Source organism: Streptomyces sp. NPDC001663 (assembly GCF_042893105.1).
In the GTDB taxonomy this organism is placed as follows: Bacteria; Actinomycetota; Actinomycetes; order Streptomycetales; family Streptomycetaceae; genus Streptomyces.
Genome location: NZ_JBIAUR010000024.1, coordinates 25,535 through 41,700, shown reverse-complemented (window position 1 = coordinate 41,700; position 16,166 = coordinate 25,535). Strand labels below are relative to the sequence as shown.

Below are 16,166 nucleotides of genomic sequence, written 5' to 3'. Positions count from 1 at the left end.
GCGAGCACGGACGCAGCAGATGCCGCGGCCGTGCTCGTTTTGTCGCGAGTCCCATCTGGGTCGTCGTACGCGTGCCCGATGGGGGCGGGGAACGATGGCGCGAAGCCCGGTCACCAACGAGGACGACCGACGGATCGGCGCTGCTGCTTACGCGGTGCGGTGTTCGACGTCTTCCGTACCGTGGTCGACCGGCGCCCCGGCAGGGCCGGCGAATTCGAGCGCGTTGGCGCCCCGCGTCGGGGGGCACAGGCCGACTGACCAGGGCTCACCACCCAGTGGCGCGGCCTGTACGCCGACGGGGCTGCGGGTGTTCGAACCCCATGGATCACGCGGTCCCGACGTCAGGAGATCACACCGGGACCGAAGGACAAGTTCAGGCGTTCGTGCCGCGCAGGTCCGGGTAGAGCGCCTCGACCGGGCCGCTCAGAGCCGCCTTGACGCCCTGGGTCAAGGCATCGGCCAAGACCTCGTACTCGCCGGCCTCGACCGCGTCGTAGACCGTCGTCACCAGCTGCGTCGGCAGCATCTTGGGTCCCTCGGCGTGCGCGGCCATGTCGGTGTCGACGTAGCCCATGTGCACACCCGTCACGTGGACGCCCAGGGGTGCGAGCTCGATGCGCAGAGAGTTGGTGGCCGACCACAGTGCGGCCTTGGACGCGCTGTAGGCGCCGCCGAAGGCGTACCAACTGGCAACGGAGTGCACGTCGATGAGGATCGACCCCTGCTTGGCGGCGAGGATCGGTGCGAAGGCGCGAGCGAGGAAGACTGGTCCGAAGAAGTTCGTCTCCATGTTCGCCCGGATGTCCGCCTCGGTGACGTCCAGCAGGCTCGCGCTCGGCGGGGTGGCGCCCGCGTTGTTGACGAGCACGGTGACGTCCGCCGCGGCGGCGACGGCCGCGTCGATCGACGCGCGGTCGGTGACGTCAAGGGTCAGGGGGACGATGCGTTCGTCGTCCCAGGCGCGGGGGGAACGGGCGGTGGCGTAGACCTTGGCGGCGCCGCGAGCCAGGGCGTCGTGGACGAAGTGGGTGCCGATACCGCCATTGGCGCCGGTGACGAGGACGACTGCTCCATCGAGGGAGGGCATGGGTGTTCCTTCGTTCCAGGGGGATGTGAGGTGCGTGGCTCTGCACGGATGGAGCAATGACTGCTCGCCCTGTGATGGGAGAATGAGCGTAGCCATATTCGAGCCCACGCGGTACCGAGTGTAATCATAACTGACTAAGGTCAGAATCTTATTCCTGGAGGACATCGCCATGTCTGTCGCCCCCCGGCCGGTCGGACGGCGCGAGCGGAACAAGCAGGAGAAATTCGACCGCATCGTCGCTGCCGCGACGGAGTTGTTCGCCGAACACGGCGTCGATGAGGTCACGACCCAGCAGATCGCCGACAAGGCCGACATCGGCACCGGGACCCTGTTCCTTTATGTCAAGACCAAGGGCGAACTCCTCCTGCTTGTGCAGAACGCCAAGTACATCGAAGCGCTCGAGCAGGGCCGGGCGGACGCCGAGACCGTCCCGGGCGTGCTGGACGCGGTGATGGCGATCGTCCGGCCGATCGTGGAGTGCAATCGCACCCAGATCGACAACGGACGTACCTACCTGCGAGAGATGGTCTTCGGCGACCCCGAGGAGCACCGGCACAGCGCGGCACTCGCCATCGTGGCGCAGACCGAGGAGGCCATGGCCGCCGTGCTGCGCCGAGACGAGCGGATCACGGAGGGTGACGCCGCGACGCTGGCACACATCGTGTCCGCCGTGATGTTCCTCAGCATGGCGGTGAGCGTGAACATCGCCTTGAGCGTCGAGGAGATCGTGCAGGACATCCGGCGGCAGGTCGACGTCCTGCTGCCTCGCTGAAGCACGGCCGGCCTCCGTCCCGGGCGATCATCAGGATGGCTTTCGGCTACGCCGTGGCTCTGATCCTTACCGCCGCGACCGGGCGGCGGCTGTGGTTCGATCGGCGGGATTCCACCGCACCTGCATCTCGTCGGCGTTCACTCCGGAAGCAGTTCATCGGCCCGTTCGGCGACCTCTTGCCGTAGCGCGGCCCACAGGGCGCGCACGGCGGCGTGTGTCACCGCCTCCCGGCGGACGGCCAGGGTGATGGGGAGCCGGATGTCGATCTCGTCGGGGAGCAGCCGGCGCAGTTGCGTCCGCTGGGTCAGGAAGGCCGGAAGGACGCCGATGCCGGCTCCCTGCCGGGTGGCTTCGAGTTGGGCGAAGACGTTCGTCGAGGAGAAGGCGGGGGCCATGCCGGGAAGGTGGCGCTCGATGTCGAGGTCGCCGACCTGCAGCATGGACTCGATGTAGAAGATGAGCGGGTGCTCGCGCAGCTCCGCCAGCGACTTCGGCCGGCCGTACGTGGCCAGGTAGTCGTCGCAGGCGTAGAGCCCCAGCGTGTAGTCGGTGAGGTGCTCGGTCACCAGGCGGCTGCTGGAGGGAACGCCGATGACTACGGCGAGATCGAAACCGGACGGGCGCAGGGCGAGCTGCCGTGTCGCGGTGATGAGTTCGACCTGGAGCTGGGGATGGTGGCGGCGCACCCGTACGAGCGCGGGCGTGGCGAAGGCGGTGCCGAAGCCGTCGGGCGCGCTGACGCGCACCGTGCCGTGCAGGGACGGCGCGTCCTGGCCCTCCACGGTGTCGACGACGCGGTCGATGGCCTCCTCGATCACGCGCGCGCTGTCCGAGATGGCTCTTCCGATCTCCGTCAGCGTCCATCCGTCCGGGCCGCGCTCGATGAGGCGCAGGCCGATGCTCTTCTCCAGCGCGGCGACACGGCGTGACACCGTGGTGTGGTCCACCCCGAGTGCGTCGGCGGCGGTCACCAGCCGTCCGGTACGGGAGACCGCGAGCAGGTAGCGCAGGTCGTCCGCGCGGAGTCTGCGCGGATCGATGGAGCGAGGCGAGCCGGCCGGCCGTGGAGCGGGGCTCTCGTCCGGGGAGCGGGGATGCACAGCCCCACCGTATCTGCGTTTCTGCACAGTCGGTGTGCGCCATTGGTGGATGTTTGCACACGGTGCGGGCCGCACAGTCGGGGCAGCGGGCGCGACACGCTCCGCTGTTCTTGCCGAAAGGGCCACCATGGTTGCCAGCCTTTCCCTCCCGCGGATCCTGCGCGTCGGCGGCGGTGCCGTCGGCGAGCTGGGTGACGTCGTCGCAAGGTTGGGCCTGCACCGCCCCTTGCTGGTGACGGACGCGTTCCTTGCCGGGACGGGTGTGGCGGAACGCCTGATGTCGACGCTGAGGGATGCCGGGCTACAGCCGTGCCTGTTCGCCGGCACCGTCCCGGATCCGACGACCGACTCGCTCGATGCGGGCCTGGCCGTGCTGCGGGAACACGGGGCGGACTCGGTGATCGGGGTCGGCGGCGGCAGCCCGATGGACACCGCCAAGGCCCTCGGCCTGCTGGGCGTCCAGGGCGGCCCGATGCGGGACTACAAGGCCCCGCACACCAGCCTCGGCCCGGCGCTTCCGGTGATCGCGGTCCCGACCACCGCGGGCAGCGGCTCGGAGGCCACCCAGTTCACCATCATCACCGACAGCGCGACGGACGAGAAGATGCTCTGCCCGGGGCCGGCGTTCCTGCCGGTCGCCGCCGTCGTCGACTTCGAACTGACCCTGTCGATGCCGTCCCGGCTGACCGCCGACACCCGTGTCGACGCGCTCACCCATGCCGTCAAGGCGTACGTGAGCCGCAAGGCCAACCCGTTCTCCGACGGCCTCGCCCTGAACGCGATCCGGACCATCGGCCGCCACCTCCGCCGCATCTACGCCGACGGCGGAGACATCGAGGCGCGCGAGGCGATGATGCTCGCCGCGACCCAGGCCGGCATCGCCTTCTCCAACTCCAGCGTGGCGCTCGTGCACGGCATGAGCCGTCCGATCGGCGCTCACTTCCACGTTGCCCACGGTCTGTCGAACGCCATGCTCTTCCCCACGGTGACGGCGTTCTCCGTACCCGCCGCCGAGAGCCGGTACGCCGACTGCGCCCGCGCCCTCGGAGCCGCCACCGACGGCGACAGCAACGCCGTGGCCGCCGATAGGCTCGTGGAGGCGCTCCGGGCCCTGTGCAAGGATCTTGAGGTGCCCACCCCAAGAGCCCACGGCATCGACAAGGACGAGTGGTTCCGCCTGTCGCCCCTCATGGCAGAGCAGGCGCTCGCGTCCGGATCCCCGGCCAACAACCCCGTCGTACCCACCGTGGACGAGATCCAGGATCTCTACGCGCAGATCTACGCCTGACACCTGGCGAGTGAGGAACGTGATGGCCACGACAGCAGGTCCGCACGGATGGCGAGGTGACGACCGTGACTGATACCGCAGCGGTCGAGATTCTCGCCGATGTCCATCGGAGCGTCGGCCGCATCCTGCTGAACCGGCCCAAGGCGCTCAACGCCCTGACGACAGGCATGGTCGCCGCCATCGACCGTGTGCTCGCCGCGTGGGAGGACACACCGCTGTCCGCTGTGCTGATCGCCAGTACCAGCCCGAAGGCGTTCTGTGCCGGTGGAGACATCCGTACGATCCGCGAGTACAGCCTCGCCGGGAATGCCGAGGCCAGTGAGCGGTTCTTCGCCTCCGAGTACCGGCTCAACGCCCGGATCGCCGAGTATCCCGTGCCGGTTGTGTCGCTCATCGACGGCCTGTGCATGGGCGGCGGTCTCGGTCTGTCCGTCCACGGCAGTTTCCGCGTCGTCAGCGAGCGCGCGGTGCTGGCGATGCCGGAGACCGGGATCGGGTTCTTCCCGGACATCGGGGCCAGCTACTTCCTGCCGAGGCTGCCCGGCGCGATCGGCATGTACCTGGGACTGACCGGACACCGGCTCGACGCGGCCGACGCGCTGTACACGGGGCTGGCCACGCACTTCGTCCCCGCGGACGAGCTAGACGCGGTCGGAGAGGCCCTGGCCGACAGCCCCGGCGACCCTGTGGACGTGGTCCTGAACCGCCTTGCCGGCCGTTCCCCGGTGGCGGGCAGCGCGCTGGCGAAGGTGCGCGGGGACGTGGACTGGGCGTTCGGTGCGCCGACCCTCGGTGAGATCGAGAAACGCCTGCGCCACCTCGACACCCCCTGGGCGGCAGCCGCGCTGGCCGCCACGGAGTCCGCCTCACCGCAGAGCCTGGAGATCACTCACGCCCTGCTGGCCCGGGGCAGGCAGCACACGCTGCGAGAGTGCCTCGACGCCGAACTCGCCCTCACGCGCACGACCATCCGTACACCGGACTTCCTGGAGGGTGTCCGTGCGGCCCTGGTCGACAAGGACCGCGCCCCCAACTGGCGCAGTGCGTCGCTCGGCGGGCGGACACAGCTGTCCTGAGCATGGCTGCCCACGCATGCGGGGCGGGTCCGTCCGCCGTGATCACACGTCTGACACGTCACGGGAGTGAGGGCTTGCCCACGGCTCGGGGCGTCAGGGAGCTGTGGGGCGTGTTGTGTCGCTGGACGTACGGCATGGGAGGCACCGAGACGATCACAGCGGCGGTTCTCCCTGACCGCGGTCGCCGCTGGATCGCGGCGACGTCTCCCCCCACCAGTGATCGTGCCAGACGGAGGGGGCTCGGGCCGGACTGCCCTCAGTCGTTGTCGGGGGTCATCGAGACCACGACCTTGCCGGCTTTGGTGCGGCCCTGCTCGACGTACGCCACCGCATCGAGCGTCTGGTCGAACGGGAAGGTGCTGTCGATGACCGGGCGGAGTTTCCCGCTGTCGTAGAGGGCGCCGATTTTGCGGAGCTGGGAGCCGTTGGCCCGCATGAAGAAGAACTGGTAGCGCACGCCCAGCGCCTTGGCCTGCTTCCGCACCTTGCGGCTGAGCACGTTCATGACCAGGCCCAGAAAGGAGGGGGCGCCGAGCTGCTTGGCGAAGCCGGCGTCCGGCGGGCCGACGACACTGATGGCCAGGCCGCCGGGCTTCAGTACGGTCAGCGACTTCTCGAGGTTCGCTCCGCCCACGGAGTCCAGCACCAGGTCGTAGCCGGACAGCACCTTCGAGAAGTCTTCCTTGGTGTAGTCGATGACGACGTCGGCGCCGAGGCTCCTGACCAACTTCTCGGTGTCGGTGTTCGTGGTCGTCGCCACCGTGGCGCCGAGGTGCTTGGCGAGCTGGATGACGGTCGATCCGAGGCCACCGGCACCGGCGTGGATGAGCACCTTCTGCCCCGGCTTCACGTGGGCCTTGTCGACGAGAATCTGCCAGGCGGCAAGGGCCACCAACGGCACCGCGGCTGCCTCGTTGAGGGTGAGGGAGGCCGGCTTGGGTGCGACGTCGTCCACGTCGATCGCGATGAACTCCGCAAAGGCCCCGATCCGCAGGTCGCGCGGACGGGCGTAGACCTCGTCGCCGACTTTGAGGCCGTGTACGGCGGAGCCGACCCGGGTCACGACGCCGGCCACGTCGTGGCCGAGTACGAACGGACGCTTGTACTTGAGGAGCTGCTTGAACTCCCCGTTGCGGACCATTTTGTCCAGCGGGTTGATGCTGGCGGCGCTCACTCTGACCAGGACGTCGCGGTCCCCGACCGTGGGCTCGGGCACCTCTGCGGCGCGTGCGCCGTCCTTGCCGTACTTCTCGACGACGAATGCCTTCATGTCGGCCGTCTTTCTGCGTGGGTGTTCCGGTGGGCTGTGTGATTCTTCGCGCAGGTCCGCGTGCGCGCCCGTTTTTCGCGTGCGGTCGGGTTGATGTGCCGGTCATGACGCTACCGACTGAGTATAGAAAAGTAAACTCAGCTGGGCTGGGTGCGCGAGGTCTCGTACGGTCCGACCTGCTTCAGTGGTTTTGAACGCGCCCTCGGCTGTCCTCGCAACCTCCTCGCGGGGCTGCTCCGGATGCTGGTGGAGGGAGGGGGGCCGCCGAGACCTGCAAAGCATCGGGCTCGCGGAGTCGGCCGAAGTGGGTGATCACGCCCAACGGCATGGATGATTCCGGCGGTGATGGGGCTCTTGCAGTGGGGCGACCGTTGCCGCGCCGACCCGGAAGGTCCGGCCATGCTGGCGCGGGGCTGCGGATGCTGCCCCCGGCCCCGCATTTCGCATGAGGCTCGTCGACAGGGCTGAGCGCGATTGCGCCAGGTGTTCGTAGCGGTTCAGCCCGCCGGGTGTGGCCGCACCGCCTGGTCGCGGGCTTGGTGGTGCTGGGGGCGGACCTCGGTGCGGTTGCCGCAGCGGGGCATGGAGCGCCGGCGGCGGTTGTGGGCGGGGGAGCGGTCCGGGAGCGCAGGGGCTCAGGTCCGCTCGCCCGTGGCGTTGGCGAGTCGAATGGTCCGTTTCAGGATTCCGGTTCAAGGTCCTGTGATGCAGTCAGGGCCTTGTGGGTCGATTCCAGGATCCTCTCCGACAGTTCTGTGCCCGCCGTGGCCCGGGCGAGCAGGATCGCGCCGACCAGAGTGGCCACCATGGGGAGGCCGTCGGCGGCGTCGGTGGACATCCACGAGGCGAATTGCTGGACTCCGGTTGCGTACGTTTCGCGCACCTCCCCGGCTGTGGGTTCGCGAGCCACGTCTCCTGCGAATCCCGCGGTGGGGCAACCGGTGCCGGGCTGGTCACGGTGCTCGGCCGACAGGTAGAAGTCCACGAGGGCGCCGCGAGCGGTGTCGTGATCGCCGTGGTCTGTGTCGAGCGACGCCAGGAGTACGTCCAGGTCTCCGAAAGCGGCCTGAGCCGCCTCGGCCACCAGAGCCTCCTTTGAGGCGAACTGCTTGTAGAAGCCACCCGTGGTCAGCCCGATGGACTTCATCAGATCGGCGACGCTGATGCCGTTCACGCCGCGTTCCCGGAACAGCTTGGAGGCCGCGGCGACCGCGCGCCTGCGGTTCTCGAGCGCTTGTGCCTGCGAAACCCGACTCATCACTCACCGGCCCACGTTAGATAGTTAAGTGCATCTATCGTACGCGAAGCGTCGGCGCCCGGCCGCGACGCCCTCTTCCTGCACGGCTCTTTCTCGCTGCCGCAAGGCGGGGGGCCTGTGGATCCGCTTCGGTCTCCGGCCGCGGGCGGTGGTTGGCGGGATGGCGGGCGTTGACCGGATCGCTTTAGATAGCTACCGTAATCTAAAGCGAGGTCGATGCTCTGGCCCCTCTACTCATCCGCCAGCCCAGAAACGAGATCCCTCTATGACCACGCAGAACAAGACCGCTGTCGTCACCGGCGCGTCCGCCGGCCTGGGTGCCGCTTACGCGCAGCGGCTTGCCGACCGGGGCTACGACCTGATCCTGGTGGCCCGCAACGCTGCGCGGCTGGAGACGCTGGCGTCGGACATCCGCAGCCGCACGGGCCGTGCGGTGGACGTCGTCGCCGCAGACCTCACCGATGCGGCGCAGATCTCCGTGGTCGAGGAGCGTCTGCGCACCGACGCAAGCAGCCGACCACCCTGGTCCTCAACCGGGCCGGCACCGACATCGACACCCGCGCCAAGGACGTCGAAGACGGTGTCGCCGACGTCGTCACCGTCGGCACCATGGCGCTCGCCAACCCCGACCTGGTCGAGCGCGTACGCACCGGCGCGCCGCTGAACACCCCGGACCCCGCCACCTTCTACGGCGGTGACAAGGCCGGCTACACCGATTACCCGGCCCTCTCCGAGTGATGAACCCGGTCCACACCGCCTGACAAACCCCGGCGCTACCGGGTCCCGGCTAGCCGGTATGCACACGTGAGCCCATTAATTCACGGTCCGTCATCGGGGCGGAGTCGCTCCGCTCCATCTATATGGGAGAAGCACATGTCTTCCTCGAACGTCAAAACCCAGACCTCCACCGCCGACTTGCACCGGCTTGCGGATGAGTACGTCAGGCGCGTCAACCTGCGTGACCTCGACGCCCTGTTCGACCTGTACGCGCCGGACTTCCGCTCCCATGCCGCCGACGGAACCACCACCGGCGTCGAGGAGACCCGCGCGGTGCTGGCGTCGTTCCTCGACGCGGTCCCCGACTTCGCCGCCACGCCGGTCCGTGTCGTCGCCGAGGACGATTGGTTCGCGATCAGCTTCATCCTCACCGGCACGAACACCGGGTCCTTCAACGGCACTCCCGCCACCGGCCGATCGATCAAGGTCCTGGAGCTCCGCATGTTCAAGGTGGTCGACGGGAAGCTCGCCGAGCACTGGGGCCTCATCGACCTGGCGACGCTCTTCGCCCAGTTGCAGTCCTGAGCGGGTTACGCGAGTTGATGTCTGTTTCACCCTTTCGTAAGGGGTAGGAGGGCCGGCCGCAGTGTCGCCGGGCGGTCGTGGTTTCAGCGGGGTGAAGAAGCCCTGCTCGTCTCGAGCAGTCGAGGTGCAGGCTGCAGCTTGAAGCCGGCGCCGGGATGTCGGCGATCGCGCTCAGGGCTTCCCGAGCGAGGCCCTTGGTAGTACGACCGTAATGTAAAGACCTCGGGAGGCAGCTATGACAGCAAATCGGCCGGTGGCACTCGTGACGGGCGCGTCCTCGGGTCTCGGCAGGGCAACAGCACGCGCACTCGCCCAGGCGGGGTTCGACGTGGTCGGGACGAGCCGGAAGACGCCGGACAGCACGCCTGGCGACGGTGTGACGTTCCTCCCCCTAGACGTGACCAGCGACGACTCGGTGAGCAGCGTCGTCCAAGAGGTGATCGACCGGTTCGGGCGGATCGATGTCCTGGTCAACAACGCCGGGCTCGGCATCAACGGCGCCGCCGAGGAAATCTCCGTCGCCCAGGCGCAGCGCGTGTTCGATGTGAATGTCTTCGGCCTCATGCGCATGACCAGGGCCGTCCTGCCGCACATGCGCGGCCAGGGTCACGGGCGCGTCATCAACATCTCTTCCTTGGGCGGGTTCGTCGGCAACCCCTTCATGTCCGTCTACATCGCGACCAAGCATGCGGTCGAGGGCTACACCGAGTCCCTGGACCACGAGATCCGCGAGCACGGCGTTCGGGTTCTGCGCGTCCAACCCGGCCCCCTCAACACCTCGTTCGACACGAACTCGGTGGAGGCCGACACCCCTGTGCCGGTATACGCCCACCAACGGGCCATCTACGACGAGGTGATTGAGGAGGGGCTGAGGAACGGCGACGATCCCGCCGTCATCGCCAAGGTGGTCGTCGCGGCGGCGACCGACCGAAACCCGAAACTGAGCTATCCCGCCGGCTCACAGGCCCCACGCCTCAAGCTGCTGCGTCGCATCCTCCCTGCCCGGACCTTCGACAAGCAGGTGCGCAAGTTCAATCGGATGACCGGCTGACAGCCACGGGCCCCTATCACCGCGTGGATCGATCGGCTCCCGCCCGGGAATGATCACGATGAACCTTGACGTCGCGCGCCCAGGACACGGAGGCATTGTCCGTGTCCTGGCACATGGCGAAACGCGTGAGTGCTCACATCTGGGACCAGAGCGGCGATGTGGCGGGGCGTCCCCATTCCCCGCTGACACCGCAAGGGTGTCGCCGATCATGCGAACGTGTGGACGCCGCGCGTGCGATCGCGCACGTCGCCGCTGAGGCCGGGATGTCCCGCCGCTGCCTGGCAAAGAGGCGGAAGTCGAGGCGATCTGGGCGTAGAGCGCGCCGTCGGTGAGTCCGGCGCCGCCGTCAGGATCGCGATGCCGAGCCGTCTGTCCCGTCCTTCCTGAATCGGCGGCCGGCCTTCTCGGTGATCCGTTGCCGCGTCACGTGCTTGTGCTCCTTGGAGTAGCGCGCCACAGGCTCGCGGATTTCATTAGTTATCCCAAGCTTTCCGTAGTGCTCTCTGTGTACAGTGCTCCGTATGGAGTTGCTGCGTATGTCGAAGGCCGCGAAGCGCCTGGGAATCCACCCCATGACGCTGCGTCAGTGGGCGCTCGACGAAAAGATCCCGTTCACCTGGGTCGGCCGCGAACGCCGCTTCTCCTCCGTCGACATCGAGAACCTGAAGCGCGGCGGCACCGACCGGCCCCGCCTGGAACTCCTCTACGTCCGCGTCTCCGGCTCCACCGGCCAGGAGACTTCTCTGGCCGCGCAGGAAGAGGAGCTGCGGACCACCGCCACCGGTGAAGTCGTCAAGGTCGTCAAGGACCGGGGATCCGGACTGAAGGAGAACCGCCCAGGACTCAGCCGGGTTCTGGCGATGGTGTCCGACGGATCGGTGACCGTAGTCCGTGTCACCCATGAAGACCGTCTCGCCCGGTTCGGTGTCGGCTGGCTCAAGCAGTTGTTCGCCGTGCACGGCGTAACGCTGGAAGTACTGCATCCGAAGAAGTCCGGCGGCCGGGAGGAACTCCTCGAAGACTTCGTGTCCCTGGTCACTACGTTCGCCGGACGCCTGTACGGCATGCGCTCGGCGGAATCGCGTCGTCGGCTGCTTGCCGAGGCCGCAGAGCGCGCATGAGCCGGAAGCTGCCGCTCGCCGACAACCAGACGTCCCGCACCGCCTGCGCCCGGGGCCTGCTGCGCACCGCGGTCGATGAGAAGACCGGTGAGTTTCTCAGCGCTTGCGTGCTGGCGGAGCGGGTCGGTTGGGCTGCCGGTCTGGTGTCCGGCATGGTCGCCGATCTGCTGGGCAAGCACTGCAACACTCCCGACGTGAACGCGCTGGCCTCCGGCGTGGACGCGGGTGGGCAGAAGCTGCCGTCGAATGCCTGGATGGCCCTGCGCCGCCTGGGGTGGACCGTCCCTGCTGGCGCCAAGGTCAACGACCGCATCGTCCGCATGGCGCAGGAGCAGGCCGGTCGCACTCTGCGCTCCGTGAAGTGGCGGGCCGATCTGACCGCCGGTGTCCTCAAAACGTGGCCTGCGGATGCGAAGAAGCGCACCGCCGACGAGTGGGATGCCGTCCGTGAGGCAGTGCCCGGCGGGCAGCACCTGCCGTCCAGCATCATCGCGTCCCGCACCCGGCAGATTTCTGCCTTCCACAAGAAGCACGGCCGGTTCCCGGCCGACGTGTTCGAGCTGGAGAGAACGCCTCGGATTGCCCGCATGCTGCTCCTGTCCGCCTGTGACGGCCAGCAGGCCGGCATCGAGCGCGCCGATGAGTCGGGCCGGGCACTGCTGCGCCTGCAGTTGCCCACCCGCCCCGATCCGCAGTCGTATGCGGACTGGACGTGGGTGGCCTGCCCGATCACACTGCCCCCGACCGTTCCCGCCAGTGCGGTGTTGCACCTGCCTACCCTGCGCATCCATCCGGGCGCCGTACATACCGACCTCGCCTACACCCACGCCGTCCCGAAGACGCAGCGCACCGGCCACACGGTCGCCCTCGGGGTGGACTGGGGACTGAACACCCTGCTCAGTGCGGGCGCCGCCCACCTCCACGACGACGGCACGATCACCACGCTCGGCTCCGGTGGCACGTTCCGTGCGTCCGGCGTCCTGTCGAAACAAAACCGCCTGCGCCGCCAGTCCGAGTACCTGCACGCGAAGGCCGACCAGTACGGCCGCCTCATCGACAGTCGCGAACGGCACCACCTGGCAGACAAGCGTCAGATTCTCACCCACGAGATCCGTCATGTGTCCGACCGCCGGTCCAACCTCAACGACGCCCTGGCCTGGTCTGCCGCCCGGTGGGCGGTGGACCAGGCGATCGCCGCCGGGGCCACGGCCATCTACATCGAAGACCTCCGCTCGATGGAGGCCCGGGGCATGGGCCGCAACCACAACACCCGCCTGTCGCAGACGGTGCGCGGGCAGATCGTCGACCGGATGCGGCACCTGGCTGCCGAGGCCGGCATCGCCGTGGTGACGGTCCCGGCCCGCAACACCTCGAAGCACTGCCCGCAGTGCCTGGTGCCACTGCGGCACCGCAAGGCCCCCGACCGGCCGACCGTACCGGGCTGGAAATGGGCGATCTGCCCCTCCTGTGACTGGCAGGGCGACCGTGACCAGGGCGCCTGGCGGCGTATCGCCGCACGCGGCCTCGCCCACCAGACCAAAACGGTCACCGACCGTGCCGGCGGCGCCATGATGATCCACTCGGTGGCCGACAGGCTCGAAGCCAAGGCGGTCATCACACCGCCTGCCGCCCAGACCGGCCGGGACAGGTCCAAGACCGGACCGACCCGTCACCAAGCAGCATGTCCGACGCCCAGGCGACGCCGGACACCCTCCCCCACCAGGCCGCAAGACCTGGCGGGCCAGCGTCCGGAGGGACACGCTCACACGGTCCGGAGACTGCCTCGTGCGGCTCTCCGGAACCAGGGCGTGACGACGATCAGCAAACACCGCCCCCGAGGGGCAATCCTGGGCGCAGGTTTCCACCTGCACGCCCACGCCTCCCCTCCCCGGTGGGAACCCGTACCAGACGCAACACCTGACTACGCTTCCCCAAGCTGATCAGAGACGCTTCCTCTCGTCGCCATGTGAGCTCTGTCGGACCGATGCCTTGGAACCGGGCCTGGTCCATGGTCCGACTTGCGTGATGTCATGCCGTCAGGCGATGCGAAGGGTGAGGGTCGCCTTGCCGGGGGCTGCTAGCTGAGTATCTGAATGTAAACTTAAACTCGGTTAGGATCGCTCCCATGGATGCATGGACCGAAGTCCTTGAAGACACCGGTATGGACCCCCTGCTCGACCGGGACACGTCCAACTGCTCGATCGCGCGAACCCTTGAGATCGTGGGCGAGAAGTGGACGATCCTGATCCTGCGTGAGGTGTGGTACGGCTCGTCCCGGTTCGGGGACTTCGAACGCGTCCTGGGCTGTCCTCGTAACCTTCTGGCGACGCGGCTCCGGATGCTGGTGGAGGAAGGGATCCTGGCGACCGAGACGTACAAGGAGCCCGGTTCGCGGAGTCGGCCGAAGTATGTGATCACCCCGAAGGGCATGGATCTGGTGCCCGCCGTGATGGGGCTGCTGCAGTGGGGTGACCGCTACCGAGCCGACCCGGAGGGGCCGGCGATACTGGCACGACACCGCGAGTGCGGCGGGCGCGTCGACGTCCGGATCAGCTGCGAACGAGGCCACCCGGTGCCGACACAGGACATCGAGAGCGTCCCCGGCCCAGCCTTTCGTATGAGGTCGTCCGAGTGAGCTGAGGACTCCCCGTCAGCTTTCCGTCATCCCTCCGCTCTGTCGTGTACGCGCCTGATGGAGGCGGACCTTGGTGCGGTTTCCGCAGCGGGACATGGAACACCAGCGACGGTTGCGGGCCGGGGAGCGATCCAGGAAGCGCAGTGCGCAGCGGTCCGCTCCACAGACACGCACGCGCCGGATCTCGGCGGAAACAAGCAGGTCGACGGCGTCCTGGGCGATGAGCGCCAGCGCGAGTGCGGGGTTGGTGGCGAGGGTCGTGGTGCCGGCGGGCTCCAGGCGTTCGTGGGTGATGACGAGTTGCAGGGCGGGTCTGGGGGCCGCCGCGGCGGATCGGTTGAGCAGTGTCACGTCGCCGGATGTGGGCAGTCGGCCGTCGGCGACCGCCAGTACGGTCCGGTCGATGCTCTCGCGCAGTCGTCGGGCGGACATGAGCACGGCTGCCGTGGGGGGATCGGCGGTTTTTGGCGTGAGCAGGAGGGCCTCCCGGAGCCAGCCCATCAGGTCGTCCGGTCCCCGGAGTGTCTCCTCCGGAGTGGTTTTCCACCGGTTTCGGAGGGTGTTGGCGAAGTCCAGGCAGACCCGTCCGCCGTCCCAGATCCACATGTCGTCCGTTGCCACGTCTCCATTCTGCCCGCTAGCTTAACCGTCTAAGACGGTTAGCTTGTGTCAGGAGGGCGGCGCATCCATGGGACAGCCGACGGCGACGACCGGAGTGACGCAGGTGGACGGGGTCCGCCTGCACTACGTCCGAGCCGGGTCCGGACCTCTGCTCGTCCTGCTCCACGGCTGGCCGCAGACCTCCGACTGCTGGCGGCCGGTACTGGCGGATCTCGCCGCCGACCACACCGTTGTAGCGCCGGACCTGCGCGGATACGGCCTGAGCGACAAGCCCACCACCGGTTACGACAAGCGGCGCATGGCCGCCGACATGGCAGGCCTCGTCGAGGCGCTCGGCTTCGAGCGGGCCATGGTCGTGGGTCACGACCGGGGCGCCCGCGTGGGGCATCGCTGGGCGCTGGACCGCCCGGAGCAAGTCGAGCGGCTGGCCGTGCTCGACATCGTTCCCACCCGCGAGATGTTCCGCCGCCTGGACGCCTCGCTCGCCTCCGGGTACTGGCACTGGCTGTTCCACATGCAGCCCGATCTCCCCGAGCGCCTCGTGGGACCCGACATCCGCGGGTATCTCGAGTACTTCTTCGAGCGGTGGAGCTACAACCGACACGGACTCACCGCCGACGCGGTCGACGGCTACGTCCGCGCGTTCTCCCGCCCGGGCGCCCTGCGCGCCAGCCTCGACGACTATCGCGCCATGGAGGAGGACACCGCGCTCGACGACATGGACGCCGCCGAAGGCCGTCGCCTCACCATGCCGCTGCTGGCGCTGTGGGGTTCCGCGGGGCTGCCTGCCCGCCTGCCGACCCTGGAGATCTGGCGTGACTACGCGGACGACGTCACCGGTGTCGAGATCGCGGAGTGCGGCCACTTCATCCCGGAGGAGCAACCGGAGGCGCTGCTGGCGCATCTGCGGCCTTTCCTGGCCGGCAGGACGAGTCGGCGAGCCCCACGGTGACGGAAGCGGTGCCCCCTCAGCTGCTCGAGCGCCGACCCGAGGGGCGCCCTGTCCGAGGGGGCTTCGGCCAGGGTGCGCCGACCCGACGAACGAGCCTGGAGGGCAGGGCCTGACAGCTGAGGGGCGGCCTCGCCGTAACCGGCTGGGCGCCCCTCAGTCCGGGCTTCAGGCCGCGACCGCGGCGCCGGCCGGAGCACTCCCCGCAGCAAGGCTGGCGGCCGGGCCGTCGGCCTTGCGCTGCCGGGGCATGAACAACGCCACAGCCGCTGCCAGGGCGACGGCAGCGGCTCCGACCCAGAGCAGAGCCGTACCCACGAAGAAGCCGCCCAGCATCGGCGTGCTGGTCCAGCCGTCGGCGTTGCCGCGCACCAGGGCGTAGACGATGCCGAACAGGCCGCCGCTGACCATGGTCGTGCCGGCAAGGTCGAGGCTCGGGTTCGGGTCGTGGTTCTCGCCCAGCCGCAGAAGGGCCAGCGGAATCAGCGCCAGACCGAGCGGGACGTTCAGCCAGAAGATCCACTGCAGGAGAGATCCTCGGTGAGTGTGCGACCCCGACAAGGCCCGCGCGATCGCACACAGCTGGGGGCGCCTTCAGTTGGGGTCATGGGCCGCTAGCTGGTGCGGCCCATAACC

General features: G+C 68.5%; 16 protein-coding genes and 1 pseudogene. 11 read left to right on the top strand and 6 right to left on the bottom strand.

Going from position 1 to position 16,166, the window contains the following annotated elements:
* Positions 1-373 precede the first annotated feature (373 nt).
* A complete protein-coding gene (locus ACFY1L_RS48970; protein ID WP_388841074.1) occupies positions 374-1,087 on the bottom strand; it encodes an SDR family oxidoreductase in 714 nt (237 codons plus the stop codon).
* A 169-nt stretch (positions 1,088-1,256) separates the two neighbouring features.
* Here ACFY1L_RS48970 and ACFY1L_RS48965 point away from each other — a divergent pair, with 169 nt between their 5' ends.
* The gene (locus ACFY1L_RS48965) at positions 1,257-1,859 is read left to right on the top strand and encodes a TetR/AcrR family transcriptional regulator (RefSeq protein ID WP_388841070.1); all 603 of its coding nucleotides are present in this window, start codon (positions 1,257-1,259) and stop codon (positions 1,857-1,859) included.
* Positions 1,860-1,996: 137 nt separating this feature from the next.
* Here the strand turns inward: ACFY1L_RS48965 and ACFY1L_RS48960 are convergent, their stop codons facing one another.
* On the bottom strand, positions 1,997-2,959 hold the full coding sequence (locus ACFY1L_RS48960) for a LysR family transcriptional regulator (RefSeq protein WP_388841067.1): 963 nt from the start codon (positions 2,957-2,959) through the stop codon (positions 1,997-1,999).
* Positions 2,960-3,086: 127 nt separating this feature from the next.
* Between ACFY1L_RS48960 and ACFY1L_RS48955 the strand changes: the two genes are divergently transcribed.
* Both ACFY1L_RS48955 and ACFY1L_RS48950 read left to right on the top strand, forming a co-directional pair.
* Positions 3,087-4,247 carry an iron-containing alcohol dehydrogenase gene (locus ACFY1L_RS48955; protein ID WP_388841064.1) on the top strand — a complete coding sequence of 387 codons (1,161 nt, stop codon included), beginning with the start codon at positions 3,087-3,089 and terminating at the stop codon, positions 4,245-4,247.
* 65 nt (positions 4,248-4,312) lie between these two features.
* On the top strand, positions 4,313-5,323 hold the full coding sequence (locus ACFY1L_RS48950) for an enoyl-CoA hydratase/isomerase family protein (RefSeq protein ID WP_388841061.1): 1,011 nt from the start codon (positions 4,313-4,315) through the stop codon (positions 5,321-5,323).
* A 256-nt stretch (positions 5,324-5,579) separates the two neighbouring features.
* Here ACFY1L_RS48950 and ACFY1L_RS48945 read toward each other — a convergent pair whose 3' ends face one another.
* Both ACFY1L_RS48945 and ACFY1L_RS48940 read right to left on the bottom strand, forming a co-directional pair.
* Complete coding sequence (locus ACFY1L_RS48945) at positions 5,580-6,593, bottom strand: NADP-dependent oxidoreductase (RefSeq protein ID WP_388841058.1); 1,014 nt, start codon at positions 6,591-6,593, stop codon at positions 5,580-5,582.
* A 679-nt stretch (positions 6,594-7,272) separates the two neighbouring features.
* Positions 7,273-7,851 carry a TetR family transcriptional regulator gene (locus ACFY1L_RS48940; protein WP_388841055.1) on the bottom strand — a complete coding sequence of 193 codons (579 nt, stop codon included), beginning with the start codon at positions 7,849-7,851 and terminating at the stop codon, positions 7,273-7,275.
* Positions 7,852-8,116: 265 nt separating this feature from the next.
* On the opposite strand from ACFY1L_RS48940, the gene ACFY1L_RS48935 reads away from it, so the two are divergent.
* From ACFY1L_RS48935 to ACFY1L_RS48905, 7 genes are all read left to right on the top strand, one after another.
* On the top strand, positions 8,117-8,515 hold the full coding sequence (locus ACFY1L_RS48935; RefSeq protein WP_388841052.1) for an SDR family NAD(P)-dependent oxidoreductase: 399 nt from the start codon (positions 8,117-8,119) through the stop codon (positions 8,513-8,515).
* On the top strand, positions 8,461-8,589 hold the full coding sequence (locus tag ACFY1L_RS48930; protein ID WP_388841049.1) for a hypothetical protein: 129 nt from the start codon (positions 8,461-8,463) through the stop codon (positions 8,587-8,589). The genes ACFY1L_RS48935 and ACFY1L_RS48930 overlap by 55 nt, the downstream gene beginning before the upstream one ends.
* Positions 8,590-8,724: 135 nt before the next feature.
* A complete protein-coding gene (locus ACFY1L_RS48925; protein ID WP_388841046.1) occupies positions 8,725-9,153 on the top strand; it encodes an ester cyclase in 429 nt (142 codons plus the stop codon).
* A gap of 235 nt (positions 9,154-9,388) precedes the next feature.
* On the top strand, positions 9,389-10,204 hold the full coding sequence (locus ACFY1L_RS48920) for an oxidoreductase (protein WP_388841043.1): 816 nt from the start codon (positions 9,389-9,391) through the stop codon (positions 10,202-10,204).
* 521 nt (positions 10,205-10,725) lie between these two features.
* Positions 10,726-11,325 (top strand): IS607 family transposase, encoded by a 600-nt coding sequence (locus ACFY1L_RS48915; protein ID WP_388841040.1) that lies wholly within the window; start codon positions 10,726-10,728, stop codon positions 11,323-11,325.
* The gene (locus ACFY1L_RS48910; protein WP_388841037.1) at positions 11,322-13,265 is read left to right on the top strand and encodes a zinc ribbon domain-containing protein; all 1,944 of its coding nucleotides are present in this window, start codon (positions 11,322-11,324) and stop codon (positions 13,263-13,265) included. The genes ACFY1L_RS48915 and ACFY1L_RS48910 overlap by 4 nt, the downstream gene beginning before the upstream one ends.
* Positions 13,266-13,450: 185 nt before the next feature.
* Positions 13,451-13,960: a winged helix-turn-helix transcriptional regulator gene (locus ACFY1L_RS48905; protein ID WP_388841034.1), complete on the top strand. Its 510-nt coding sequence runs from the start codon at positions 13,451-13,453 to the stop codon at positions 13,958-13,960.
* A 15-nt stretch (positions 13,961-13,975) separates the two neighbouring features.
* Here the strand turns inward: ACFY1L_RS48905 and ACFY1L_RS48900 are convergent, their stop codons facing one another.
* On the bottom strand, positions 13,976-14,581 hold the full coding sequence (locus tag ACFY1L_RS48900; protein ID WP_388841031.1) for a CGNR zinc finger domain-containing protein: 606 nt from the start codon (positions 14,579-14,581) through the stop codon (positions 13,976-13,978).
* Positions 14,582-14,648: 67 nt separating this feature from the next.
* On the opposite strand from ACFY1L_RS48900, the gene ACFY1L_RS48895 reads away from it, so the two are divergent.
* Entirely contained in the window at positions 14,649-15,533 is an 885-nt protein-coding gene (locus ACFY1L_RS48895; RefSeq protein WP_388841028.1) for an alpha/beta fold hydrolase, read from the top strand.
* Between the two features lie 297 nt (positions 15,534-15,830).
* Here ACFY1L_RS48895 and ACFY1L_RS48890 read toward each other — a convergent pair.
* A pseudogene (locus ACFY1L_RS48890) lies at positions 15,831-16,096 on the bottom strand (MFS transporter); the annotation flags it as partial.
* Positions 16,097-16,166: the final 70 nt, after the last annotated feature.

Excerpts from the sequence above, each read along its gene's own strand:
- ACFY1L_RS48940 (WP_388841055.1), bottom strand. The coding sequence starts at position 7,851 with ATGAGTCGGGTTTCGCAGGCACAAGCGCTCGAGAACCGCAGGCGCGCG.
- ACFY1L_RS48955 (WP_388841064.1), top strand. The coding sequence starts at position 3,087 with ATGGTTGCCAGCCTTTCCCTCCCGCGGATCCTGCGCGTCGGCGGCGGT.
- ACFY1L_RS48945 (WP_388841058.1), bottom strand. The coding sequence starts at position 6,593 with ATGAAGGCATTCGTCGTCGAGAAGTACGGCAAGGACGGCGCACGCGCC.
- ACFY1L_RS48895 (WP_388841028.1), top strand. The coding sequence starts at position 14,649 with ATGGGACAGCCGACGGCGACGACCGGAGTGACGCAGGTGGACGGGGTC.
- ACFY1L_RS48965 (WP_388841070.1), top strand. The coding sequence starts at position 1,257 with ATGTCTGTCGCCCCCCGGCCGGTCGGACGGCGCGAGCGGAACAAGCAG.
- ACFY1L_RS48925 (WP_388841046.1), top strand. The coding sequence starts at position 8,725 with ATGTCTTCCTCGAACGTCAAAACCCAGACCTCCACCGCCGACTTGCAC.
- ACFY1L_RS48920 (WP_388841043.1), top strand. The coding sequence starts at position 9,389 with ATGACAGCAAATCGGCCGGTGGCACTCGTGACGGGCGCGTCCTCGGGT.
- ACFY1L_RS48915 (WP_388841040.1), top strand. The coding sequence starts at position 10,726 with ATGGAGTTGCTGCGTATGTCGAAGGCCGCGAAGCGCCTGGGAATCCAC.
- ACFY1L_RS48905 (WP_388841034.1), top strand. The coding sequence starts at position 13,451 with ATGGATGCATGGACCGAAGTCCTTGAAGACACCGGTATGGACCCCCTG.
- ACFY1L_RS48910 (WP_388841037.1), top strand. The coding sequence starts at position 11,322 with ATGAGCCGGAAGCTGCCGCTCGCCGACAACCAGACGTCCCGCACCGCC.
- ACFY1L_RS48930 (WP_388841049.1), top strand. The coding sequence starts at position 8,461 with ATGGCGCTCGCCAACCCCGACCTGGTCGAGCGCGTACGCACCGGCGCG.
- ACFY1L_RS48935 (WP_388841052.1), top strand. The coding sequence starts at position 8,117 with ATGACCACGCAGAACAAGACCGCTGTCGTCACCGGCGCGTCCGCCGGC.
- ACFY1L_RS48970 (WP_388841074.1), bottom strand. The coding sequence starts at position 1,087 with ATGCCCTCCCTCGATGGAGCAGTCGTCCTCGTCACCGGCGCCAATGGC.